Here is a 17,708-nt window from a genome sequence, read left to right on the forward strand (position 1 = left end):
CGCTCACCTCGCGGCATCGGCGAAACGGCGGCTCCGCAAGGGGCCGCCGTTTTACTTCTAGATCGGGGCGATCGAGCGGTACTTCGGCGGATGATCCATCGGGCGGCGCGGCAGGGTGCTGGCGAAGATTTCGGCCAGGCGGCGGCGAGTGTCGCGCGGGTCGATGATGTCGTCGATGCCGAAGCCCTCGGCGCCGCGCAAGGCGCCGATCTTTGTGCGGGTCTCGTCGATCATCTCCTGGCGGCGCTTCACCGGATCGGGTGCGCCCAGATATTCCTTGCGGAAGGCCACGTCGATCGCGCCCTCGATCGACATGGCGCAGATCTCCGCCGACGGCCAGGCCAAGCAGGCGTCGGCCGCGAAGCTGCGTCCGCCGCACATCGCGAAGTACCCCAGCCCATAGCCCTTGCGCACCACGATCGAGACGCGCGGCACGGTCGCATGGCCCCATTCGAAGACCAGCTTGGCACTGCGCCGGCCGAGATTGGTGCGCTCGGCGCTGGAGCCGATCGAGAAGCCCGGCACGTCGATGAAGGAGACGATCGGCAGGCCGTAGGCGTCGCACAGCGCGATGAAGTGAGCGCCCTTGTCGCACGCATCTGCGTTGATCATGCCGCCCAGCCGCTGCGGCTGGTTGGCGATGATGCCGACCGGCCGGCCGCCGATGCGCGCGAGCGCCGTGACCATGTTGGCGGCGAAGGTCGGCTTCAGCTCGAAGTAGCTGTCGGCATCGGCCACGAGGCGCAGCACCTTGCGCACGTCGTAGGCCTTGCGGGTCGAAACGGGCACGAGGTCGAGCATGGCGTCGTCGATCCGGCCGACCGCCGGGTGATCGCGCAGCGCTGCGGGCGCGCGGGCGTTACTCGGCAGGTACGACAGGAAGCGCCGCGCCGCGTCGAATGCCTCGCCCTCGCTGGCGACGCCAAGATCGGCAAGTCCCTGACGGTCAACCTGGACCTCGGCGCCGCCCAGTGTTTGCCCGTCGACATCCTCGCCCGTGGCGGCCTTGACCAGTGCCGGCCCGGCGATGCCCATGGTCGACACGCCGCGCACCATGACGACAAGGTCGGCCATGCCAGCGTAGTTGGTCGGACCGGCGAAGCCCGCCCCCAGCATCAGCGCGACCATCGGCACCCAGCCCGATGCTCGCGCGAAATTGTGGAACGTCGCGTTGGCGTTGGCGAAGTGTCGGGCGTCCTGGCCGTCCTGGATGCGGTGCCCGCCGCCATCGAGGATCATCACCAGCGGCAGGCCGCGCGTGATCGCAAGCTGCAGCGCGCGCTGGACCTTGGCGCTGCCCAGCCGGCCGATACTCCCGCCGAACACGGCGAAGTCCTGCGAGAAGACGACGACCGGCCGGCCGTCGATCAGGCCGCTGCCGACGACGACGCCGTCGGCCGGGGACAGGGTGCGCGCGGGCGGCGTCGCGGCGCTGCCGTCCTCCTCGGCCGCGACCAGCCCGCCGATCTCGGCGAACGAGCCGGCATCGAGCAGCCGGTCGATGCGACTGCGGGCGCTGAGCGTGCCGCGTTTGACGAGACGCGCCATCGCCGGACCGCGCGCCTCGTCCATCAAGGTCCCGCGCACCGTCTCGATGCCGTCGATCAGATCGCGCATTGTCTTCTCGTTCGGCATCGTCACTCCCTTATCGTCTGTTGATCGCATTCCCCCCTCACCCTGAGGAACGGAGCGAAGCGGAGTGTCTCGAAGGGTAAGGGGAATGTGGAGCGATCGACCGAAGCACTTACGACCTCGTGCCCGACAACCGCTCGCGCCGGACACGGATTCCGGCCGCCTCGCGGTCCCAGGTATCGGCGGTGACGCCGTCGTCGCGCAGCAGGTTCTTCTGCACTTTCTGCGTCGGCGTCTTGGGTAGCTCGGGCAGGATGCGCACGTAGCGCGGCACCATGAAGTGCGCCATGCGTGGCATCAGGAACTGCAGCAGCTCGGCCGGATCGATCGTCTTGCCGGAGACCGGCGCCACGACCGCCAGCACGTCGTCCTCGCCGAATTCCGACGGCACGCCGACCGCCGCGGCCTCGCGTACCGCCGGGTGGGCGTTGATCTCGGCCTCGACCTCGAAGGAAGAGATGTTCTCGCCGCGCCGGCGAATCGCGTCCTTCAGCCTATCGACGAAGAAGAAGTTGCCTTGTTCGTCGCGGCGGAAGGCGTCGCCGGTATGGAACCAGCCGTTGCGCCACGCTCGCGCCGTGGCCTGGGGATTGTTGTGGTAGCCGTGATTCATCGACCACGGGATGTCGCTGCGCACGATCAGCTCGCCCACGACTCCGGGCGCCACCTCGCAGTCGTTGTCATCGACGATCCGGGCGTCGATGCCGTCGCGCGGCCGGCCGCAGGTGCCGCGGACCTGCGGATTGCGCTCCGACACCAGCGGCCAGGACGTCTCGGTCATGTTGAAGGTGGTGTAGACGTCGACTCCGAAGCGCTCGGCGAAGATGTCCGAGGCGTCGCTCAGAGGGACCAGCACGACCTTTTTCAATGGATGGTCGCGGTCGCGCGGCGTCGGCGGCGCCTTGAGCAGGAACGGCACCATCGCACCCAGCAACGTGAGGCAGGTCGATTGTGTGTGGCGCGCGACATCCCAGAAGCTGTTGGTGTCGAACGCCTCGACCAGGGCGATGGACGCGCCCTTGACCAGCATGCGGTAGATCGCGCCGGTGCCGCCGGCATGGAACAGCGGCAGGTTCACGAGGTTCCGGTCGTTCGAGTTGGCGGCGTAGAAGGCATGCGCAGCCGAGGCCGACTGCAGGTACGAGCACAGGACGCCCTTGGACGGGCCGGTCGTGCCCGAGGTGTAGATCACCGACTGCGTGTCCCAGGGCATGATCTCGCGCGCCGGGTCTGGCGACTGCGCGCCCGCGAGGCGCAGGGAGTCCGCTCCGTCGAGCGCCACCCTTTGCTCGAGCTGTGCGGTATCGATCGCGTCGAGGCGCGACAGGAGGTCCGGGTGGGCGACGATCAGGCGGGCGCCCGAGGAGCGCACTGCGTGCTCCAGCAGCTTGCCGCGATAGGCGAGGTTCAGCGGCACATAGATCGCGCCGAGATAGTTGATCGCGAACCAGACACGGAGCGCGTCGGGGCCATTGGGTAGCCAGGTGAGCACGGTGTCGTCCTGGTTCACGCCGTTGGCGGAAAGCGCGGCGGCGGTCTCCTGCGTGGCGCGGAGCAGCTCGGCATAGGTCCAGGTTTGTCCCGTCGCCGCGAAGACGGCGAACACCTTTTCCGGCGTCTCTCGGGCGCGCCTGTCGAGCAGCGGCCGCAGCACGCAGTCCTCCGGCGCGGGGATGCGCGGATCGTACCAGCGGCTGCTCACTTGATCCTCCGTGCCTTGCGAGCGCCCAGCCGGTCTCGGCAGTGAGCCAGGAGGATGGCCTTGGCTTGGGCGAGGTCCTTGTGCGAGCCGTCCATCAGGTACTGCATCATCAGGCCGCGCATTGCCGCGTGCAGGAAGCGGGCTTCGGCCTCGCAATCGATGTCCTTGCGGATCTCGCCGGTCGCTTGTCCTTCATGCATATGGGCGACCAGCCCTGCGGTCCAGCGGCCGGTGAAGGCAGCGACCGGCTTCTTCATTTCCGGCATGACCGACTGCGAGGCGGTGTAGATCGCATGCAGCGCTGCGGTGGCCGAATCGCTGCGGTCGACGCTGGCGAGATGCGCTTTGACGCGCAGCTCGATCGCCTCCAGTCCCGACTTGCCCGCGAGCGTTGTCGCAAGGTGATCGCGGAACCAGGTCTCGGTTGCAGCCAGCAGCGCGCGGACAAGGCCGAGCTTGGTACCGTAGCGTTCGACCGGCAGGCCGCGGCTGTAACCGGCCTCGATGCCGACCTCGGCCAGGCTGGTGCCGGCTACGCCCTGCCGCGCGATCAGCTTGGCCGCCGCGCTCATCATGCGGCGGTCCGATTCGCTGCGGCGGTCGGCCTGCGAGCGCCGCGTTTCCACCGCGATTTCGTGTGTCGAGACTGTCATTGCGTTGACGACGGTAACACTTGCTTGTCGATTAGCAAGTATTAGGCTTGTCGCAACGAGTGATGAGGGAGGAAAAGGATGAAGAGGCTTTGGACAGCGACGCTTGCGGCTGCAGGCTGCGCGCTCGCGATCGGGGTGACATGGCAGGTCGTTGCGCAACAGCCGGCCTTCCCGACGAAGCCGATACGCATGATCTTCGGTTTTGCGCCTGGCGGCTCCGGCGATCTTGCGGCGCGGCTGCTCGCCGATGTGGCGACCAAGACGCTGGGCCAGCATGTCGTCATGGAGAATCGCACCGGCGCCAACGGCATGATCGCCGCCGAGGCGATCGCGAAGAGCCCGCCTGACGGCTACAGCGTGCTGTATTGCACTACCGGCAACATGACGATCATCACCGAGCTGCCCGGTACGAAGCTGGCGGTCAACCCGGCGACGGAGCTGATGGGCTTGAGCCAGATGCTGCGCTCGACCTTCGGTCTGGTCGTCGGCAAGGACAGCCCGTGGAAGACCACCAAGGACATCATCGACGCAGCGCGCGCCAAGCCGGGTACGGTAAGCTATGCTAGTCCGGGTGTCGGCTCGGTGCAGCATCTCTCGGGTGAGCTGCTGAGCCAGAAGACCGGCGTCAAGATGATCCACGTCCCATACCGCGGCTCACAGGCGGCGATCCAGGATCTGGCGAGCGGCCTGACCGGATTCTCGATCACCAATCTCGGCGATACAATTCCCCATATCCGGCAGGGCACGCTGCGCCTGATCGCGCTCGGCGACCCGCTCGGCCGGCAGTTCTTCCCCGATGCGCCGATGATCGGCGACACCGTGCCGGGCTTCGAGACTTATGCCTGGTTCGGCCTGTGCGGCCCAGTCGGCCTGCCGCCGGCGGTCGTCAAGCGGTGGGAGGAAGCGGTCAAGGCCTCGGTGGAAGATCCGACCGTGAGCAAGAAGCTGCTCGACAACGGCATGGTGCCCGCCTTTGCCGACTCCGCCACGCTGATCAAGACCATGGAGGAAAACCGGCGCGGCTATCGCGAGGTGATCCGCGCCGCCGGCATTAAGGCCGAGTGATGGCTGCCGACCAGCCCCCGTCCTCCCAGCACCCGACCGCGCCACGCGTGACGCTCGACGAGGTTCGGGCGGCGCATGACGCGCTGCAGGACGCCGCGCGGCCAAAGACCGTTGCCCGGCAGCGCAAGCGCAACCGATGGACGGCACGCGAAGGCATCGCGGCTCTCGCCGACCAGGCCAGCTTCGTCGAGTACGGCGGGCTGGTGCGGCCGGCGATCGCCGGCATGGAGGGGGCGGCGGACGGGCTGGTGATGGGGACGGCGCGGGTCGACGGCCGCGCCGTCGACATCGTGGCCTACGACTACACCGTCTACGCCGGCACGCAGAGCTCGAACAACCACGCCAAGATCAGCCGCATGTTCGACCATGCGCTGCAGAACCGCTTGCCGGTGATCTGCTGGCTCGATGGCGGCGGCGCACGGCCGCACGACATGAAAGTCGAGGGCAGGGGCTCGGCCGAGACGTTCGTGATCTTCTCCCGCCTGTCGGGACTTGTGCCGACGATCGCGATCCTGCCGGGGCGTGCCTTCGCGGGGCACGCCAATCTTGCCGGAATGTGCGACGTGCTGATCGCCACCCGGGACAGCGCGATGGGCATGGCGGGCCCGCCGCTGGTCGAGGCGGCGCTGGGCCTCAAGCTGACGCCGGAGGAGATCGGCCCGTCCGATGTCCATTTCGCGGCCGGCGCGATCGATATCCTGGTCGAGGACGAGGCCGAGGCGATCGACAAGGCGAAGCGCTATCTCGCCTATTTCGGTCCGCCGCTGCCGCCGGGCGAGGCGCCCGACCAGACCGCGCTGCGCGGGATGGTGCCCGACAATCCGCGGCGCGCCTACGACGTGCGCCGGGTGATCAATGGGCTGGCCGACGTGGGCAGTGTGCAGGAGTTGCGCGGCGGCTACGGCCGCGCGATGGTGACGGCCTTCGCGCGCCTGGGCGGCCGGGCGGTCGGCGTGATCGCCAACCAGCCGATGTTCCTCGCCGGCGCGATGGACGGGCCTGCCTGCGAGAAGGCCGCGCGTTTCGTGCAGATCTGCGACGCCTTCGACATCCCGCTGCTGGTCCTGTGCGACACGCCCGGCCTGATGGTCGGGCCGGAAATCGAAAAGACCGGGCTGGCGCGGCGCAGCGCTCGGTTGCTGGCCGCCATGGCCAACGCGACGATACCCATGATGACGGTCGTCCTGCGCAAGGCCTATGGGCTCGGCTACTACATCATGGGCTCGCGACCGTTCCACCCTGCGATCCTGCTGGCGTGGCCGACGGCCGAGTACGGCGGCATGGGGCTGGAAGGGGCGGCCAGCATCATTTACCGCAAGGAGCTGGAAGGCATCGACGATGCCGAACAGCGCGCGGCGGTCCATCGCGACCGTACCGACGAGCTCAAGCGTTACAACACCGCGCTCGAGGTCGCCGGTCGGTTCGGCTACGACGACGTGGTCGATCCGGCCGACACGAGGGCCATCCTGCTCAACACGCTGGCCACCCTGGCGGCGCCGCTGCCGCGCGCGACCCGGAAGCGGATGATCGAGCCGTATTGAGAGGGCATGATTCCTCCCAATTCCTATGGGGAGGTGCCCTTGTAATCAGGGGCCGAGGGGGCATGAGCACCAGCCGCGTTGCCCATGTTCCCTCCGCCGGCGAAGGCGCGGGCACCGCCCTTCGGCAGGATCCGCCAAGGGGAGGAGGTCTTTGGTTGCACCGGCTCATTGATGCCTCATGACGGACCCTCGAATCCGTTCGTGGTTTCTTCTAGGATCGAGTCATGAACATCGACGCGATCAAGATCGGCCACAATCCGCCCGACGACATCAACACCATCATCGAAGTGCCGATCGGCGGCGAGCCGATCAAGTACGAAATGGACAAGGGGGCGGGAACCCTGGTGGTCGACCGCTTCCTCTACACGCCGATGCGCTATCCGGGGAATTACGGCTTCGTGCCGCACACCCTCTCCGAGGACGGCGACCCGATCGACGTGCTGGTCGCCAATACGAGGCCGATCATTGCGGGCGCGGTGATGAACGTGCGGCCGATCGGCGTGCTGCGCATGGAGGATGACGGCGGCGGGGACGAGAAGATCATCGCCGTGCCGACCTCCAAGATCACGCTGCGCTATGTCAACGTGAAGAGCTATGCCGATCTTCCGGAAATCACGCGCCAGCAGATCGAGCACTTCTTCATCCACTACAAGGACCTTGAACCCGGCAAATGGGTCAAGCTGCTCGGCTGGGGCGGGCTCGACGAGGCGCGCGAGCTCATTGTCGCCGCGATCGATCGCGCCAAGGCTCGCGATCACGCCAAGTAGCGGTGACGTTTCCAGACGTCCCGCTGCTCCTGTCGATCGTCGATGCGGTCGGTACCTTCGCCTTCGCGCTGAGCGGTGCGGCCCTCGCCGTCCAGAAGCGCTTCGACATTTTCGGCGTGCTCTTTCTTGCCTTCGTCGTGGCGGTTGCGGGCGGTGTGGCGCGCGATGTCCTGATCGGCGCGGTGCCGCCGGCAGCGGTCGCCACATGGCACAGCTTCGCCATTGCCATGGTGGGCGGCCTGGCGACCTTTCTTGCCTATCCGCTGGTCCGCCTGCTCAGCCGGCCGGTGATGCTGCTCGACGCCATCGGCCTCGCCCTGTTCGCCGTGACCGGGGCGCAGAAGGCGCTGGCGTACGGCATCGGTCCGATCATGGCTGCCGTGCTCGGCATGATCTCGGGTATCGGCGGCGGCATGGTGCGCGACGTGCTGGCCGGCGAGGTGCCCTTCGTGTTGCGGACCGACCTCTATGCCGTCGCAGCCCTTGCTGCCGGGACCGTCGTCACGCTGGGCAACGAGCTCGGCGCGCCGCCGGCCTGGGCGATGCTGCTGGGCGCCGCCTTCTGCATCTTCCTGCGCATCATGGCGCTCTTCCACGGTTGGCGGGCACCGGTCTCGCCCTGGAGCCGGGACTAGACGGTCGGGACTAGACGGCCTCATGGGAGCGCGCCTCGCCGGCGCCCACTCCCGGCCCGTTCAGCCGCGTCCGGCCCAGAAGCGGGTGAGTCCGGCGGCATCGCCGGCGAACAGATTGCGATCGCAGAAGTCGAGGCCTTTGACTGCGCGGGACACGGTGCCGTAGGCAGCATCGCTCTCGCGCTCGTCGGCCGCATACTGCCAGAGCCGCCAGCCGCGATCGGCCCAGGCGAACGGCACTTCCGGCTCCTCCCGGTAGTCGGCCAGCCAGAGATCGCAGCGGGACACGACCGAAGACGAGGTGACCGGCGCGTCGAGCATCAAGCCGGCGCGGCCGTAACGCACGCCGTTGGCCCATTTCGGATGAGTGTAGACGATCGGCAGCCGGCCGGTCGCCCGGTGGATCGCCATCACGAAGGCTTCGGCCTGCGCGAGCCGCATGGTGTTGCGCGGGTTGCCTTCGTTCGGCTCGAGGTCGAGCGCCATCAGCGTATTCGGTCCAGGCTGCGTGAGCGAGAGATAGGCCGCCGCCTGCTGTTCGCCCGGATATTGGCGCGTGCCGAAATGGTAGCTGCCCCATAGCAGACCGGCAGCCTCGGCTTGGCGGCGCCTAGAGGTATAGCTCGGATCGAACCAGTCGCCGCCCTCGGTCGCTTTATGGATGACGCCGAGGATGTTGCTGCGCCGGACCAGGTTGAAATCGCTGACCCGAACGTTGTGGCTGATGTCGATCACGGCATCGAGGCCCGCCCTGGCGGGGTACCCGGACGAGCTGCTCGAGGAATACGACGCGGTCTGTTGGCTGGAGCACGCTGCCACGGTAGGCAGGGCAGTCATTCCTGCGAGCATCGCCCGGCGGGAGATCATTCGGTGCAATCCATTGGTCAAATGCGACACTCGGCAGGATATCAGGGTCTTCGCAAAAGTCAGGCATTATAGCGCGACACGGAGCTTGCGCTTCTCATGATACGCTTGTTGTCCCGCTCTTTCGAGGGATCATTGCATGGCCGACCGTTCGACTGTCCTGATTGCCGGCGCGGGGCCGGTCGGGCTCACCCTCGCCAACGAACTCGTGCGGCACGGCGTGGCGGTGCGCATCGTCGACAAGGCCGCGGCCCGCACCGACAAGTCCAAGGCACTGGTGCTATGGAGCCGATCGCTTGAGCTTTTCGACGATGCGGGCTATGCGGCGGCGTTTCTGCCAGCCGGCTTTCCGGCGCACGGGGCGCAAATCTCGACCGGCAAGGAGATCGTCGCCAGGGTCAGCTTCGACTCGGTCGACAGCCGCTTTCCCTACGCATTGATGATCCCGCAAAGCGAGACCGAGCGCATCCTCGAGGAGCGACTGACGACCCATGGGATAGTCGTCGAGCGGTCGGTCGAACTCACCACTTTCGCCGACAAGGGCGCATCGGTCGAGGCGACCCTGAACAAGGCTGATGGCGCAACGGAGACACTGGAAGCCGACTGGCTGGTCGGCTGCGACGGTGCGCATTCGTCGGTGCGGCACGGGCTCGGCTTCGCCTTCGAAGGTTCGACGCAGGAAAGCCAATGGGCCTTGGCCGACGGCCATATCTCCGGCCTCGAGCCGAATGACCGGCTGCACATCGTCTGGCATCGCGACGGCATCCTGGCCTTCTTCCCGATCGTCGGCGACCGCTGGCGGGTGGTGGGCGACCTTGGTCTCGCGATGGACGGGGCGCGCCAGGACGATCCGACCCTGGCCGACATCAACGAGCTGCTGGCCCATCGCGGCTCGCGGGATTTCGTGATGTCGGATCCGATCTGGCTCGCGTCGTTCCGGATCAACGAACGCAAGGTGAAGGACTACCGCAAGGGGCGTGTGTTCCTCGCGGGCGACGCGGCTCATATCCACAGCCCGGCGGGCGGACAAGGCATGAACACGGGCATGCAGGACGCCTTCAACCTCGCCTGGAAGCTGGCGCTGGTCATCAAGGGAGACGCCAAGCCGTCGCTGGTCGACAGCTACTCCCCGGAGCGTACGGCGGTGGGAGACCGGGTGCTGCGCAACGCCGGCCGCCTTACCGAGGCGGCGACCCTGCGCAATCCGCTGCTGCAGGGCATCCGCAACACGGTCGCGAAGTTCGCCAGCGGCTTCCCGGTGGTGCAGCACAAGATGGCGAATCAGCTTGCCGAGATGGACATCGGCTATCCGGAGAGCCCGCTGACGGCGCACCATGGGCACGTCGCCACAGGGCCGAAGGCGGGCGAGCGCTGGCCGGACAAGCTGCCGACCGGCTCGCGCGGCGCACGGTTCCTGGCGATGGGGCCGCCCGACGCGGCGGCGGCGCTGGCTGCGAAATTTCCCCGGCTGGTGGTTGCAGCCTCGGAGCACGATCCCGGCCATGTCACGGCGCTGAGGCTGATCCGGCCGGACGGCTATGTCGGCTTCGCGGGATCGGCCAGCGAGCGCGCGCACGCCGAGGCCTATCTCGCCGGGCTGGCGGCGGACCTGTAGCCTACAGCGTCGTGACCTGGAAGACGACGTCGCCTTCCAGGGTCGCGCGCGGACCGAGCGGTGCCCAGTCCGCCTGGCCGAGCCCGTGGCTCCACGGCTCGACGCAGAAGAAGCGCTCGCCGGCCGGCATGAAAAGCACGAGGTTGCCAAAGGGCGCGCCGGCCGCCATGTCGAGGCGCAATCGCCGCTGCGGCCAGGTCAGGGTTGCGCGGCCGTCCCAACCCTCGAAGCAGGTGTTGAGCGCGACCTCATCCACCTTGAGTCCCATGGCGAAATCCCATTCCGGCGGCACCGCAACGCGCTCGATCGGCATGACGTCCGCATCCATGAGCCACACGGTCCGCGAGCGGCAGACGAGTTCGGAATCGGTGTCGCGCAGAAAGTAGGGATGCAGGCCAAAGCCTCCCGGCACCGGTCGGTCTTCGAGGTTCTCGAGCGTCATCCGGATCGTCAGGCGATCGTCTTCCAGCCGGAAATTCTGCCCGGCGCGGTAACGGAACGGCCAGCCGCCCTGGCCGCCGGCGCGCTCGTGAAGATAAGAGATCTCTGCCGACGTGCGATCGCTCCGCACGACCTGCCAGGCATTGGCCCAGCCGTCGCCATGCAGCGGATGAGACGCGCCGGGCCAGTTCGGAGCCAGCCGGATCTGCTCGCCCCGAAAGTCGAGCCGGCCATCGCGGATACGGCCGGCGAACGGCACGAGCGGGTAGGAGCTGCCGTTGTTGCCCTTGCCGCTGGCGATGTCGGCGGCCGCCATCGGTCGCAGGATGTCGGCGCCGTCGACGGTAAAGCGCGCGATCGCACCTCCCGCAGCCGGAGCGAGATCCAGGCCGAGGCGCGCCGTCCTCAGGGTCAACAGGCTCATGGATCAGGAATCGATCGGCCGCCAGAAGGGCTGACGCCGGCGGGTCTTGTCGAGGATCGCCTCGTCGAACGGCGGCAGCTCGAAGCCGAGCGGTTGCAGGGCGCCGGTGCGCCAGCCGATCCGCCGATGGACCCGCTCGTCGCCATAGTAGGCGATGTAGACCACCTCCAGCAGTGCGTTGAACACCGCCGGCTGGGCCTTCTCGAAGGTGCGAATCGCGTCGTCCTGGGCCGGGCCGGACAGCGCGGCGAACCCTTCCCCCGCGAGGCCGTCCAGCAGGCCGATGAGCGCCTTGTGGAACGGCCCGTGCTGCCCGGCCATAGCTTCGACCTCGGGCAGAAGGCCCATCGCGCCCGCGCCGGGCAGCGCGTCGATCGGCGGCACGAGCCGGTCCATGACGTCGCGCAGGACAGCGCGTTCGGCCTCGGTCAGGGATCGCGTGGGGGATGTCATGGTTCTGCCTGTCTTGCGGCGGAGGAGTCAGCGGGACTTCAGATCGGGGCGCGCGGCGCTGATATGGTCCGCTATGCGCAAGGCGATGGCCTGGATGGTCGGCGTCGGATTGACGGCGGCGCCGGTGACGAACGTGCTGCCGTCGACGATGTAGAGATTGTCGACGTCGTGGGCCCGACCGTTGGCATCGACGACGGAGCGGGCCGGATCGTCGCCCATCCGGGCCGTGCCCATCAGATGCCAGCCCGCCGAGCGCAATAGAGGCGTCGACATGACCGTATGCGCGCCGGCAGCTCGCATCACCGTTTCGGCATTGGCGACGGCGTGCGACATCTGCCGCGCCGAATTCTCAGATAGCTTATAGAAAATCTTGGGGGCGGCGATGCCGTGCGAATCGGTCAGCACAGGGTCCAGCTCGACACGATTGTGCGCCTCTGGAAGGTCCTCGCCGAGCGCCACCAGCAAGGTGGAGTTGCCGAAGCGCATCGCGAAGTCGGCATGATGCCCGGCGCCCCACCGCACCGGGGGCAGGGTGAAGCCGGCCGCCGTCCTGGCGGGGCCGGTGCTGCGGTTCATCTGGTAGGTGTAGCCGCGCACGAAGCCGCGCGACGGATCGGTCTCGTAGAACTCCTGCGACAGCAGGATATTGCCCAGCGCGCCCTGCCATGTCGGTGCGATGCCGTCATCGAAGAAGCCGGTGGTCATCGCGCAGGGATGAAACATCAGGTTGCAGCCGACCAGGCCGCTGGAGTTGGCGAGGCCCCGCGGATGGCGCTCTGACGCCGACAGCAGCATCAGGCGTGGCGTGCCGATGCCGTTGGCCGCCAGGATCACGGCGCGGGCCGGCTGAAACCTTACCGTCCCGTCGGCGTCGAAGTAGCGGGCTCCGGTGGCGCGTCCGTCCGGCCCGGTCGTGATCTCGAACACGCGCGCGCCGGTCCGCAGCTCCACGCCGTTGGCGATCGCAGCGGGCCAGTAGGTGACGTCGGTCGAGCCCTTGGCGCGCCGCGCGCAGCCGAGGCCGTTCGGGCCGCAATTGTTGCAAGCGGCGCGATCGCGGTAGTCGGTCGAATTGATGTAGGAATCCGACGGCCACCAGTGCCAGCCGAGACGGTCGAAGCCGCGCGCGAGGCGCTCACCGTCCGGGCCGAGCGGCAGCGGCGGCATCGGCCGCGGCGAACGCGGCGGATTGGCCGGATCGCCGGCGATGCCCGAACATCCCATCCACGCATCGTTGAGGTCGTAATAAGGCTCCAGGTCGGCGTAGGAGATCGGCCAGTCGTCAGCCACGCCATCGAGGCTTTTCACCCTGAAATCGGACGGATGGAAGCGCGGTGCATGCGCCGTCCAGTGGACCGTGCTGCCGCCCACCGCGTTGAACATCAACGGGGTGATGTCGGACTCGCTGTCGTTCATCGGATAATCCGCCGGCAGGCCGCGAACGTTCGGGTTGAAGCTGAAGCTCGAGGCGGCGCGGAACTCCCAGTTGGCGGATACCGTCGAATATTCCTCCGGCTTCTGCCATCCGCCCTGTTCGAGGCACAGGATGCTGAAGCCGGCGTCCGAGAGCCGCCATGCCACGGCGCCGCCCGAGGCTCCGGAGCCGATGATCAGGATGTCGACGGGCGCGTTGGTCAATTGAGGCTCCCCCGAGTCTCGTGCAGCTTTTCCGACTACCTTATACGCACTGGCGATAGCGCCGAAAGTGATACGCTCGCGGGCGTTGGATAGGGTGGACGCTGTTGAGGAGAAATCGGATGAGCCTGGTCGCAGTCGACTGGGGAACGAGTTCGTTGCGCGGCGCCTTGCTCGACGATGCTGGTCGGGTGCTCGAGGAAAAGACCGCACCGCGCGGCATCCTGACCGTGCCTGCCGGTGAATTCTCTGCCGTCTTCGATTCGATCTTCGCGGCGTGGATGCGGGCCACCGGCCGTTTCTGCCTGATCTCGGGGATGGCCGGCAGCCAGCAGGGTTGGGCCGAGGCACCCTATGAAACCTGTCCCGCCGGGCTGCCCGACCTGGCGCGGCGCCTGTGCTGGATCGAAAGCGGGCGCATCGCCATCGTGCCCGGCCTGTGCGACGAGCACGACGGCGTGCCCGACGTCATGCGCGGCGAGGAAGTGCAGATTTTCGGGGCCATGCGCCTTACCGGCATGACGACGGGTTTGCTCGTGCTGCCGGGCACGCACAACAAATGGGCGACGGTGCGCGACGGCCGCGTGACCGGCTTCCGCACCTGCATGACGGGCGAGTTCTATTCGCTGCTGAGCCAGCACTCGATCCTGGCGCGCACGCTGCAAGCCGACGCTCCGCTCGACGAGGCCGCGTTCCTGCGCGGCGTAGCGTGCGCCGCCAACGGCGAAGGACTGCTGCACAATGCTTTCGGTGCGCGCACGCTCGGACTGTTCCGGCGCATGCCGCCGCCGGCGTTGGCCAGTTACCTGTCCGGCGTGCTGATCGGCGAGGAGCTACGCACGCAGCCGCTGCGGGGGATACGCGACGTCGTGCTGATCGGTGCGCCGGCGCTCACGACACGCTACGCTCTCGCCTTGAAGACGGTCGGCATCGACGCCAGGGCGCTCGGCGCCGAAGCGACATGGGCCGGCGCCTTCGCCCTTCACACGGTCCTGCAAGCCCAGCGCTCCTCATGAATGCACCCTTGGCGAAGTTCGAAGCCGCGATGAGCGAGCTGCCCCTCGTGGCCATCCTGCGCGGCCTCACGCCGGCAGAAGCGCCTGCCATCGGTGATGTTCTGGTGGCCGGGTGTGATGACGCCGACCGAGGCCTTCGATGCCCTGGAAGCAGGCGCCAACGCTCTCAAGTGACGCGTCATGCCGTGCGAAGAAGACGCGGCACTGGAGTGGCGCGCCCCCGGTGTGTCACCGTCCCAGGAGCAGAGACCTACATCCATTCGGAAACGCGCAACGAAACGCCTGGAGTGTCCCACCGAAAGGTGGAACGAATCCTGCTCGCTCGATGGACCGGCGAAGGCCGGCACGGGCGATGATGCCCGAGGGGGACGCGATGCTGGCTGAGCCTGGACACTACGACTACGCACCTTACAGCGGGCGCCCGCGCATCGTCTGGCCGGGCGGTGCTCGCATCGCCGTGTGGCTGGCGCCGAACATCGAGCATTACGAGCTCGAGCCGCCGAACAATCCCCGCAAGGTGCCGTGGCCCCGCCCGGTGCCGGACGTGCTCAACTATGCCCATCGCGACTACGGCAACCGCGTGGGCTTCTGGCGCATGGCAGACGTCATGGCCAGGCACGGCGTGCGCGGCAGCGTCTCGCTCAACGTCGCGGTCTGCGACCATTATCCGGAGATCATCGAGCGCTGCTGCGAGCTGGGCTGGGAGCTGTTCAGCCACGGCACCTACAACACGCGCTACTTCTACGACCTGTCGGAAGATCAGCAGCGCGCGGTGATCGCCGACAGCCGCGAGACCATCCTGAAATACAGCGGCCAGTCGCTCGACGGCTGGCTGACGCCGGCCATCACCAACGACGAGACGACTCAGCACGTGCTGGCGGAGGAGGGCATCAAGTACACGCTCGACATGGTGCACGACGACCAGCCGATGCCGGTCAAGGTGCGCAACGGCCGCCTGATCTCCGTGCCCTATTCGCTCGAGGTCAACGACGTGCCGCTGTACCAGAATCGCAACACGCCGGTCGAGCGCTACACGGCCATCGTCAAGGCGCAGTTCGACCAGCTCTATGCCGAGGGTGCCGAGAGCGGCACAGTGATGTGCCTGCCACTTCATCCGTTTCTCACGGGCCAGCCGCAGCGCATCGCTGCGCTCGACGAGGCCCTAGCCCACATCGTGGCGCATGACGGCGTGTGGCTGGCGACCGGACGCGAGATCGCCGCCTGGTACACCGAGCACTATTACGACGTCTTCTCGCAATGGCTGGCGGCCGGAACGCCGGGAGGCCGGCGATGAGCGGCGCGGGCATCCCCAACTACCTCGACTATCCGTGGCGCCGGCGCGGTCTCGACCACGATCGGTTCCTCCACCGCAACCTGCCGCAAGCCAAGCCGGTCGTATGGCCTGGCAAGGCGCGGGTGGCCCTGTGGGTCGCGGTCCATGTCGCGCACTTCCCGATGGACATGCCGCGCCAACCTTTCGTGGCGCCGGGCGGGGTCGACCGGCCCTATCCGAGCTACTGGGATTATACGCAACGCGACTATGGCAACCGGGTCGGCATCTATCGCCTGATGCGCACCCTCGATGCACGCGGCTTGCGTGCGACGGCGCTGCTCAATTCGGCGGTCGCCACGCGCTATCCCGCGCTCACGGCCGAGATTGCCGCCAGCCAGTGGGAGGTCGCGGCCGCCGGGGTCGACATGGGCCGCCTGCATCACGGCGGATTGGCGGAGGCCGACGAGCGGGCGCTGGTGAAGGAGGCTGTCGGCACCCTGCGCGGCGCCTTCAAGTCGAAGATCCGCGGCTGGCATTCGCCGGCCCATTCCGAATCGATGCGCACGCTCGACCTCGTGGCGGAGGCCGGGCTCGATTATGTCACCGACTGGATCAACGACGACATGCCCTATCCGGTGACCGCGGCGAGCGGAGGGCTGACGGCAATGCCGTTGACCTGGGATCTGTCCGATCTGCACCTGCTGTTCCAGCAGCACATGGATACCGGCGAATTCGTCGAACAGGTCCTGCGCGCCTTCAAGACCCTGTACGCCGAGGCCGCGCAAACGGGCAGTGGTCGGATCCTGACACTGACGATCACGCCTTGGCTGATGGGGCAGCCGCATCGCATTCGTGCCCTGGGCGCGATGCTCGACCGGATTCTCGGGCACGCGGGCGTTTGGTCCGCGACGGGGGCGGAGATCGTCGACGCCTGGCGTGCGAGCGATTGAGACGCTCGCTGAACTTCCGGAGCGGAACGGACTCCATCGTCCTAGCCGCAGCGTTCTCGTCTGAAAGTCAGGTGGACGACCTATCCTCGCCGGTCAGGCTGGGCATTGGACCACCAGGGCATCGACCTTCGAGCGGGATATTCGGGCCGTTCCCTCGCTCGCTACGGCAGCCGCCGCCGCAGCGAGCGCCAGACGAAGGGAGTCACGGTCGGACAGGCCCTGAACGAGGCCCAGGATAAGCCCCGCAAGAAAGCTGTCGCCGGCACCCACAGTGCTGTGCTCGGTGACGGGAATGGCGGGAGCGCGCATGACACGATCGGCCGTCGCGAGCAGAGCGCCATCACGCCCGAGGGTCAGCGCAATCATCCGGGCTCTTCCGGCGCGGACCATACCTTGAGCCTGCTGGGCCTGGACCTCTGGAGCGCGGACCTCTTGGCCAGCGATGGATTCGAGCTCGCCCAGGCTGAGCTTCAGCAAATCGATGCCCTGACCAAGCGACGCCTTGAGGGCGGCACCGGATGTGTCCAGGGCAAACCGCGCGCCCCGTGCCGACGCAATGTGAGCGGCTCGTGCGTAGAAGTCGGTCGCCAGTCCCGGCGGCAGGCTGCCGCTCGCCACAACCCATTTGGCTTCCAGGCCGGCCAGCGTGGCAAGGATACGGTCGCCGTCGGCGACATTGAAGGCAGGACCCTGCGGCACGAAGCGATATTCGAGCCCGCTCTCTTGCTCGCGGACTGTCAGTGAAATGCGGGTCGTGCCTGCGACCGGAACGCACTGCCAGGGAACGCCGGCCTCGGAAAGCATTTCCTCGATCATCCGTCCGGTCGCGCCGCCCGCCGCGAACAGCGCGAGGGTGTCGCCGCCCAGCGCGTGAACCACGCGGGCGACATTGATCCCACCTCCGCCGGCGTCGTAGTGCTCGCCGAACGTGCGGATCTTGTGCACCGGGCGCACGCTCGCAGCCTCTGCTGCGAGATCGAGGGCGGGATTGACGGTGAGCGTCACGATCCGTGAACTCGTCATCTTCGGCCCTTCGCGCTCG

General features: G+C 67.5%; 16 protein-coding genes. 8 read left to right on the forward strand and 8 right to left on the reverse strand.

All coding sequences use genetic code 11. The features are described from left to right. Positions 1-57: 57 nt before the first annotated feature. The 3 genes from ACQY8M_RS14420 to ACQY8M_RS14430 all read right to left on the reverse strand — a co-directional run bounded on the left by ACQY8M_RS14420 (position 58) and on the right by ACQY8M_RS14430 (position 3,987). The gene (locus ACQY8M_RS14420; RefSeq protein ID WP_428673196.1) at positions 58-1,617 is read right to left on the reverse strand and encodes an acyl-CoA carboxylase subunit beta; all 1,560 of its coding nucleotides are present in this window, start codon (positions 1,615-1,617) and stop codon (positions 58-60) included. A gap of 127 nt (positions 1,618-1,744) precedes the next feature. Beyond that, positions 1,745-3,334, reverse strand: coding sequence for an AMP-binding protein (locus tag ACQY8M_RS14425; protein ID WP_428673199.1), 1,590 nt, complete (start codon positions 3,332-3,334; stop codon positions 1,745-1,747). After that, the gene (locus ACQY8M_RS14430; RefSeq protein ID WP_428673202.1) at positions 3,331-3,987 is read right to left on the reverse strand and encodes a TetR/AcrR family transcriptional regulator; all 657 of its coding nucleotides are present in this window, start codon (positions 3,985-3,987) and stop codon (positions 3,331-3,333) included. Before ACQY8M_RS14430 ends, ACQY8M_RS14425 begins: the two co-directional genes overlap by 4 nt. 78 nt (positions 3,988-4,065) lie before the next feature. Here ACQY8M_RS14430 and ACQY8M_RS14435 point away from each other — a divergent pair, with 78 nt between their 5' ends. From ACQY8M_RS14435 to ACQY8M_RS14450, 4 genes are all read left to right on the forward strand, one after another. Beyond that, entirely contained in the window at positions 4,066-5,052 is a 987-nt protein-coding gene (locus ACQY8M_RS14435) for a Bug family tripartite tricarboxylate transporter substrate binding protein (RefSeq protein ID WP_428673204.1), read from the forward strand. Beyond that, the gene (locus ACQY8M_RS14440) at positions 5,052-6,593 is read left to right on the forward strand and encodes an acyl-CoA carboxylase subunit beta (RefSeq protein WP_428673207.1); all 1,542 of its coding nucleotides are present in this window, start codon (positions 5,052-5,054) and stop codon (positions 6,591-6,593) included. The genes ACQY8M_RS14435 and ACQY8M_RS14440 overlap by 1 nt, the downstream gene beginning before the upstream one ends. Positions 6,594-6,817: 224 nt before the next feature. Continuing rightward, positions 6,818-7,360 carry an inorganic diphosphatase gene (ppa, locus tag ACQY8M_RS14445; protein ID WP_428673209.1) on the forward strand — a complete coding sequence of 181 codons (543 nt, stop codon included), beginning with the start codon at positions 6,818-6,820 and terminating at the stop codon, positions 7,358-7,360. A gap of 2 nt (positions 7,361-7,362) precedes the next feature. After that, positions 7,363-7,995 carry a trimeric intracellular cation channel family protein gene (locus tag ACQY8M_RS14450; protein WP_428673212.1) on the forward strand — a complete coding sequence of 211 codons (633 nt, stop codon included), beginning with the start codon at positions 7,363-7,365 and terminating at the stop codon, positions 7,993-7,995. Between the two features lie 60 nt (positions 7,996-8,055). Here the strand turns inward: ACQY8M_RS14450 and ACQY8M_RS14455 are convergent, their stop codons facing one another. Continuing rightward, positions 8,056-8,832: a glycoside hydrolase family 25 protein gene (locus ACQY8M_RS14455; RefSeq protein ID WP_428673215.1), complete on the reverse strand. Its 777-nt coding sequence runs from the start codon at positions 8,830-8,832 to the stop codon at positions 8,056-8,058. Positions 8,833-8,998: 166 nt separating this feature from the next. Here ACQY8M_RS14455 and ACQY8M_RS14460 point away from each other — a divergent pair, with 166 nt between their 5' ends. Further along, positions 8,999-10,474, forward strand: a complete 1,476-nt coding sequence (locus ACQY8M_RS14460; protein WP_428673218.1) for an FAD-dependent monooxygenase — start codon at positions 8,999-9,001, stop codon at positions 10,472-10,474. A 1-nt stretch (position 10,475) separates the two neighbouring features. On the opposite strand, the gene ACQY8M_RS14465 is transcribed toward ACQY8M_RS14460, so the two are convergent. Genes ACQY8M_RS14465 through ACQY8M_RS14475 form a run of 3 tightly spaced genes read right to left on the reverse strand, consistent with a single transcriptional unit; the run spans position 10,476 to position 13,430 of the window. Continuing rightward, positions 10,476-11,339: an aldose 1-epimerase gene (locus ACQY8M_RS14465; RefSeq protein WP_428673220.1), complete on the reverse strand. Its 864-nt coding sequence runs from the start codon at positions 11,337-11,339 to the stop codon at positions 10,476-10,478. A 3-nt stretch (positions 11,340-11,342) separates the two neighbouring features. Next, positions 11,343-11,792: a hypothetical protein gene (locus tag ACQY8M_RS14470; RefSeq protein WP_428673223.1), complete on the reverse strand. Its 450-nt coding sequence runs from the start codon at positions 11,790-11,792 to the stop codon at positions 11,343-11,345. Positions 11,793-11,819: 27 nt separating this feature from the next. Beyond that, a complete protein-coding gene (locus tag ACQY8M_RS14475) occupies positions 11,820-13,430 on the reverse strand; it encodes a GMC family oxidoreductase (protein ID WP_428673226.1) in 1,611 nt (536 codons plus the stop codon). 119 nt (positions 13,431-13,549) lie between these two features. On the opposite strand from ACQY8M_RS14475, the gene ACQY8M_RS14480 reads away from it, so the two are divergent. From ACQY8M_RS14480 to ACQY8M_RS14490, 3 genes are all read left to right on the forward strand, one after another. Beyond that, entirely contained in the window at positions 13,550-14,443 is an 894-nt protein-coding gene (locus ACQY8M_RS14480) for a 2-dehydro-3-deoxygalactonokinase (RefSeq protein WP_428673229.1), read from the forward strand. Positions 14,444-14,816: 373 nt separating this feature from the next. Next, a complete protein-coding gene (locus ACQY8M_RS14485) occupies positions 14,817-15,737 on the forward strand; it encodes a polysaccharide deacetylase family protein (protein WP_428673232.1) in 921 nt (306 codons plus the stop codon). Continuing rightward, positions 15,734-16,666, forward strand: a complete 933-nt coding sequence (locus ACQY8M_RS14490; protein WP_428673235.1) for a polysaccharide deacetylase family protein — start codon at positions 15,734-15,736, stop codon at positions 16,664-16,666. The genes ACQY8M_RS14485 and ACQY8M_RS14490 overlap by 4 nt, the downstream gene beginning before the upstream one ends. A gap of 93 nt (positions 16,667-16,759) precedes the next feature. Here the strand turns inward: ACQY8M_RS14490 and ACQY8M_RS14495 are convergent, their stop codons facing one another. Continuing rightward, positions 16,760-17,689: a 1-phosphofructokinase family hexose kinase gene (locus ACQY8M_RS14495; protein ID WP_428673238.1), complete on the reverse strand. Its 930-nt coding sequence runs from the start codon at positions 17,687-17,689 to the stop codon at positions 16,760-16,762. Between the last annotated feature and the right edge of the window lie 19 nt (positions 17,690-17,708).

Source organism: Reyranella sp., from assembly GCF_965279465.1.
Lineage (GTDB): Bacteria > Pseudomonadota > Alphaproteobacteria > Reyranellales > Reyranellaceae > Reyranella.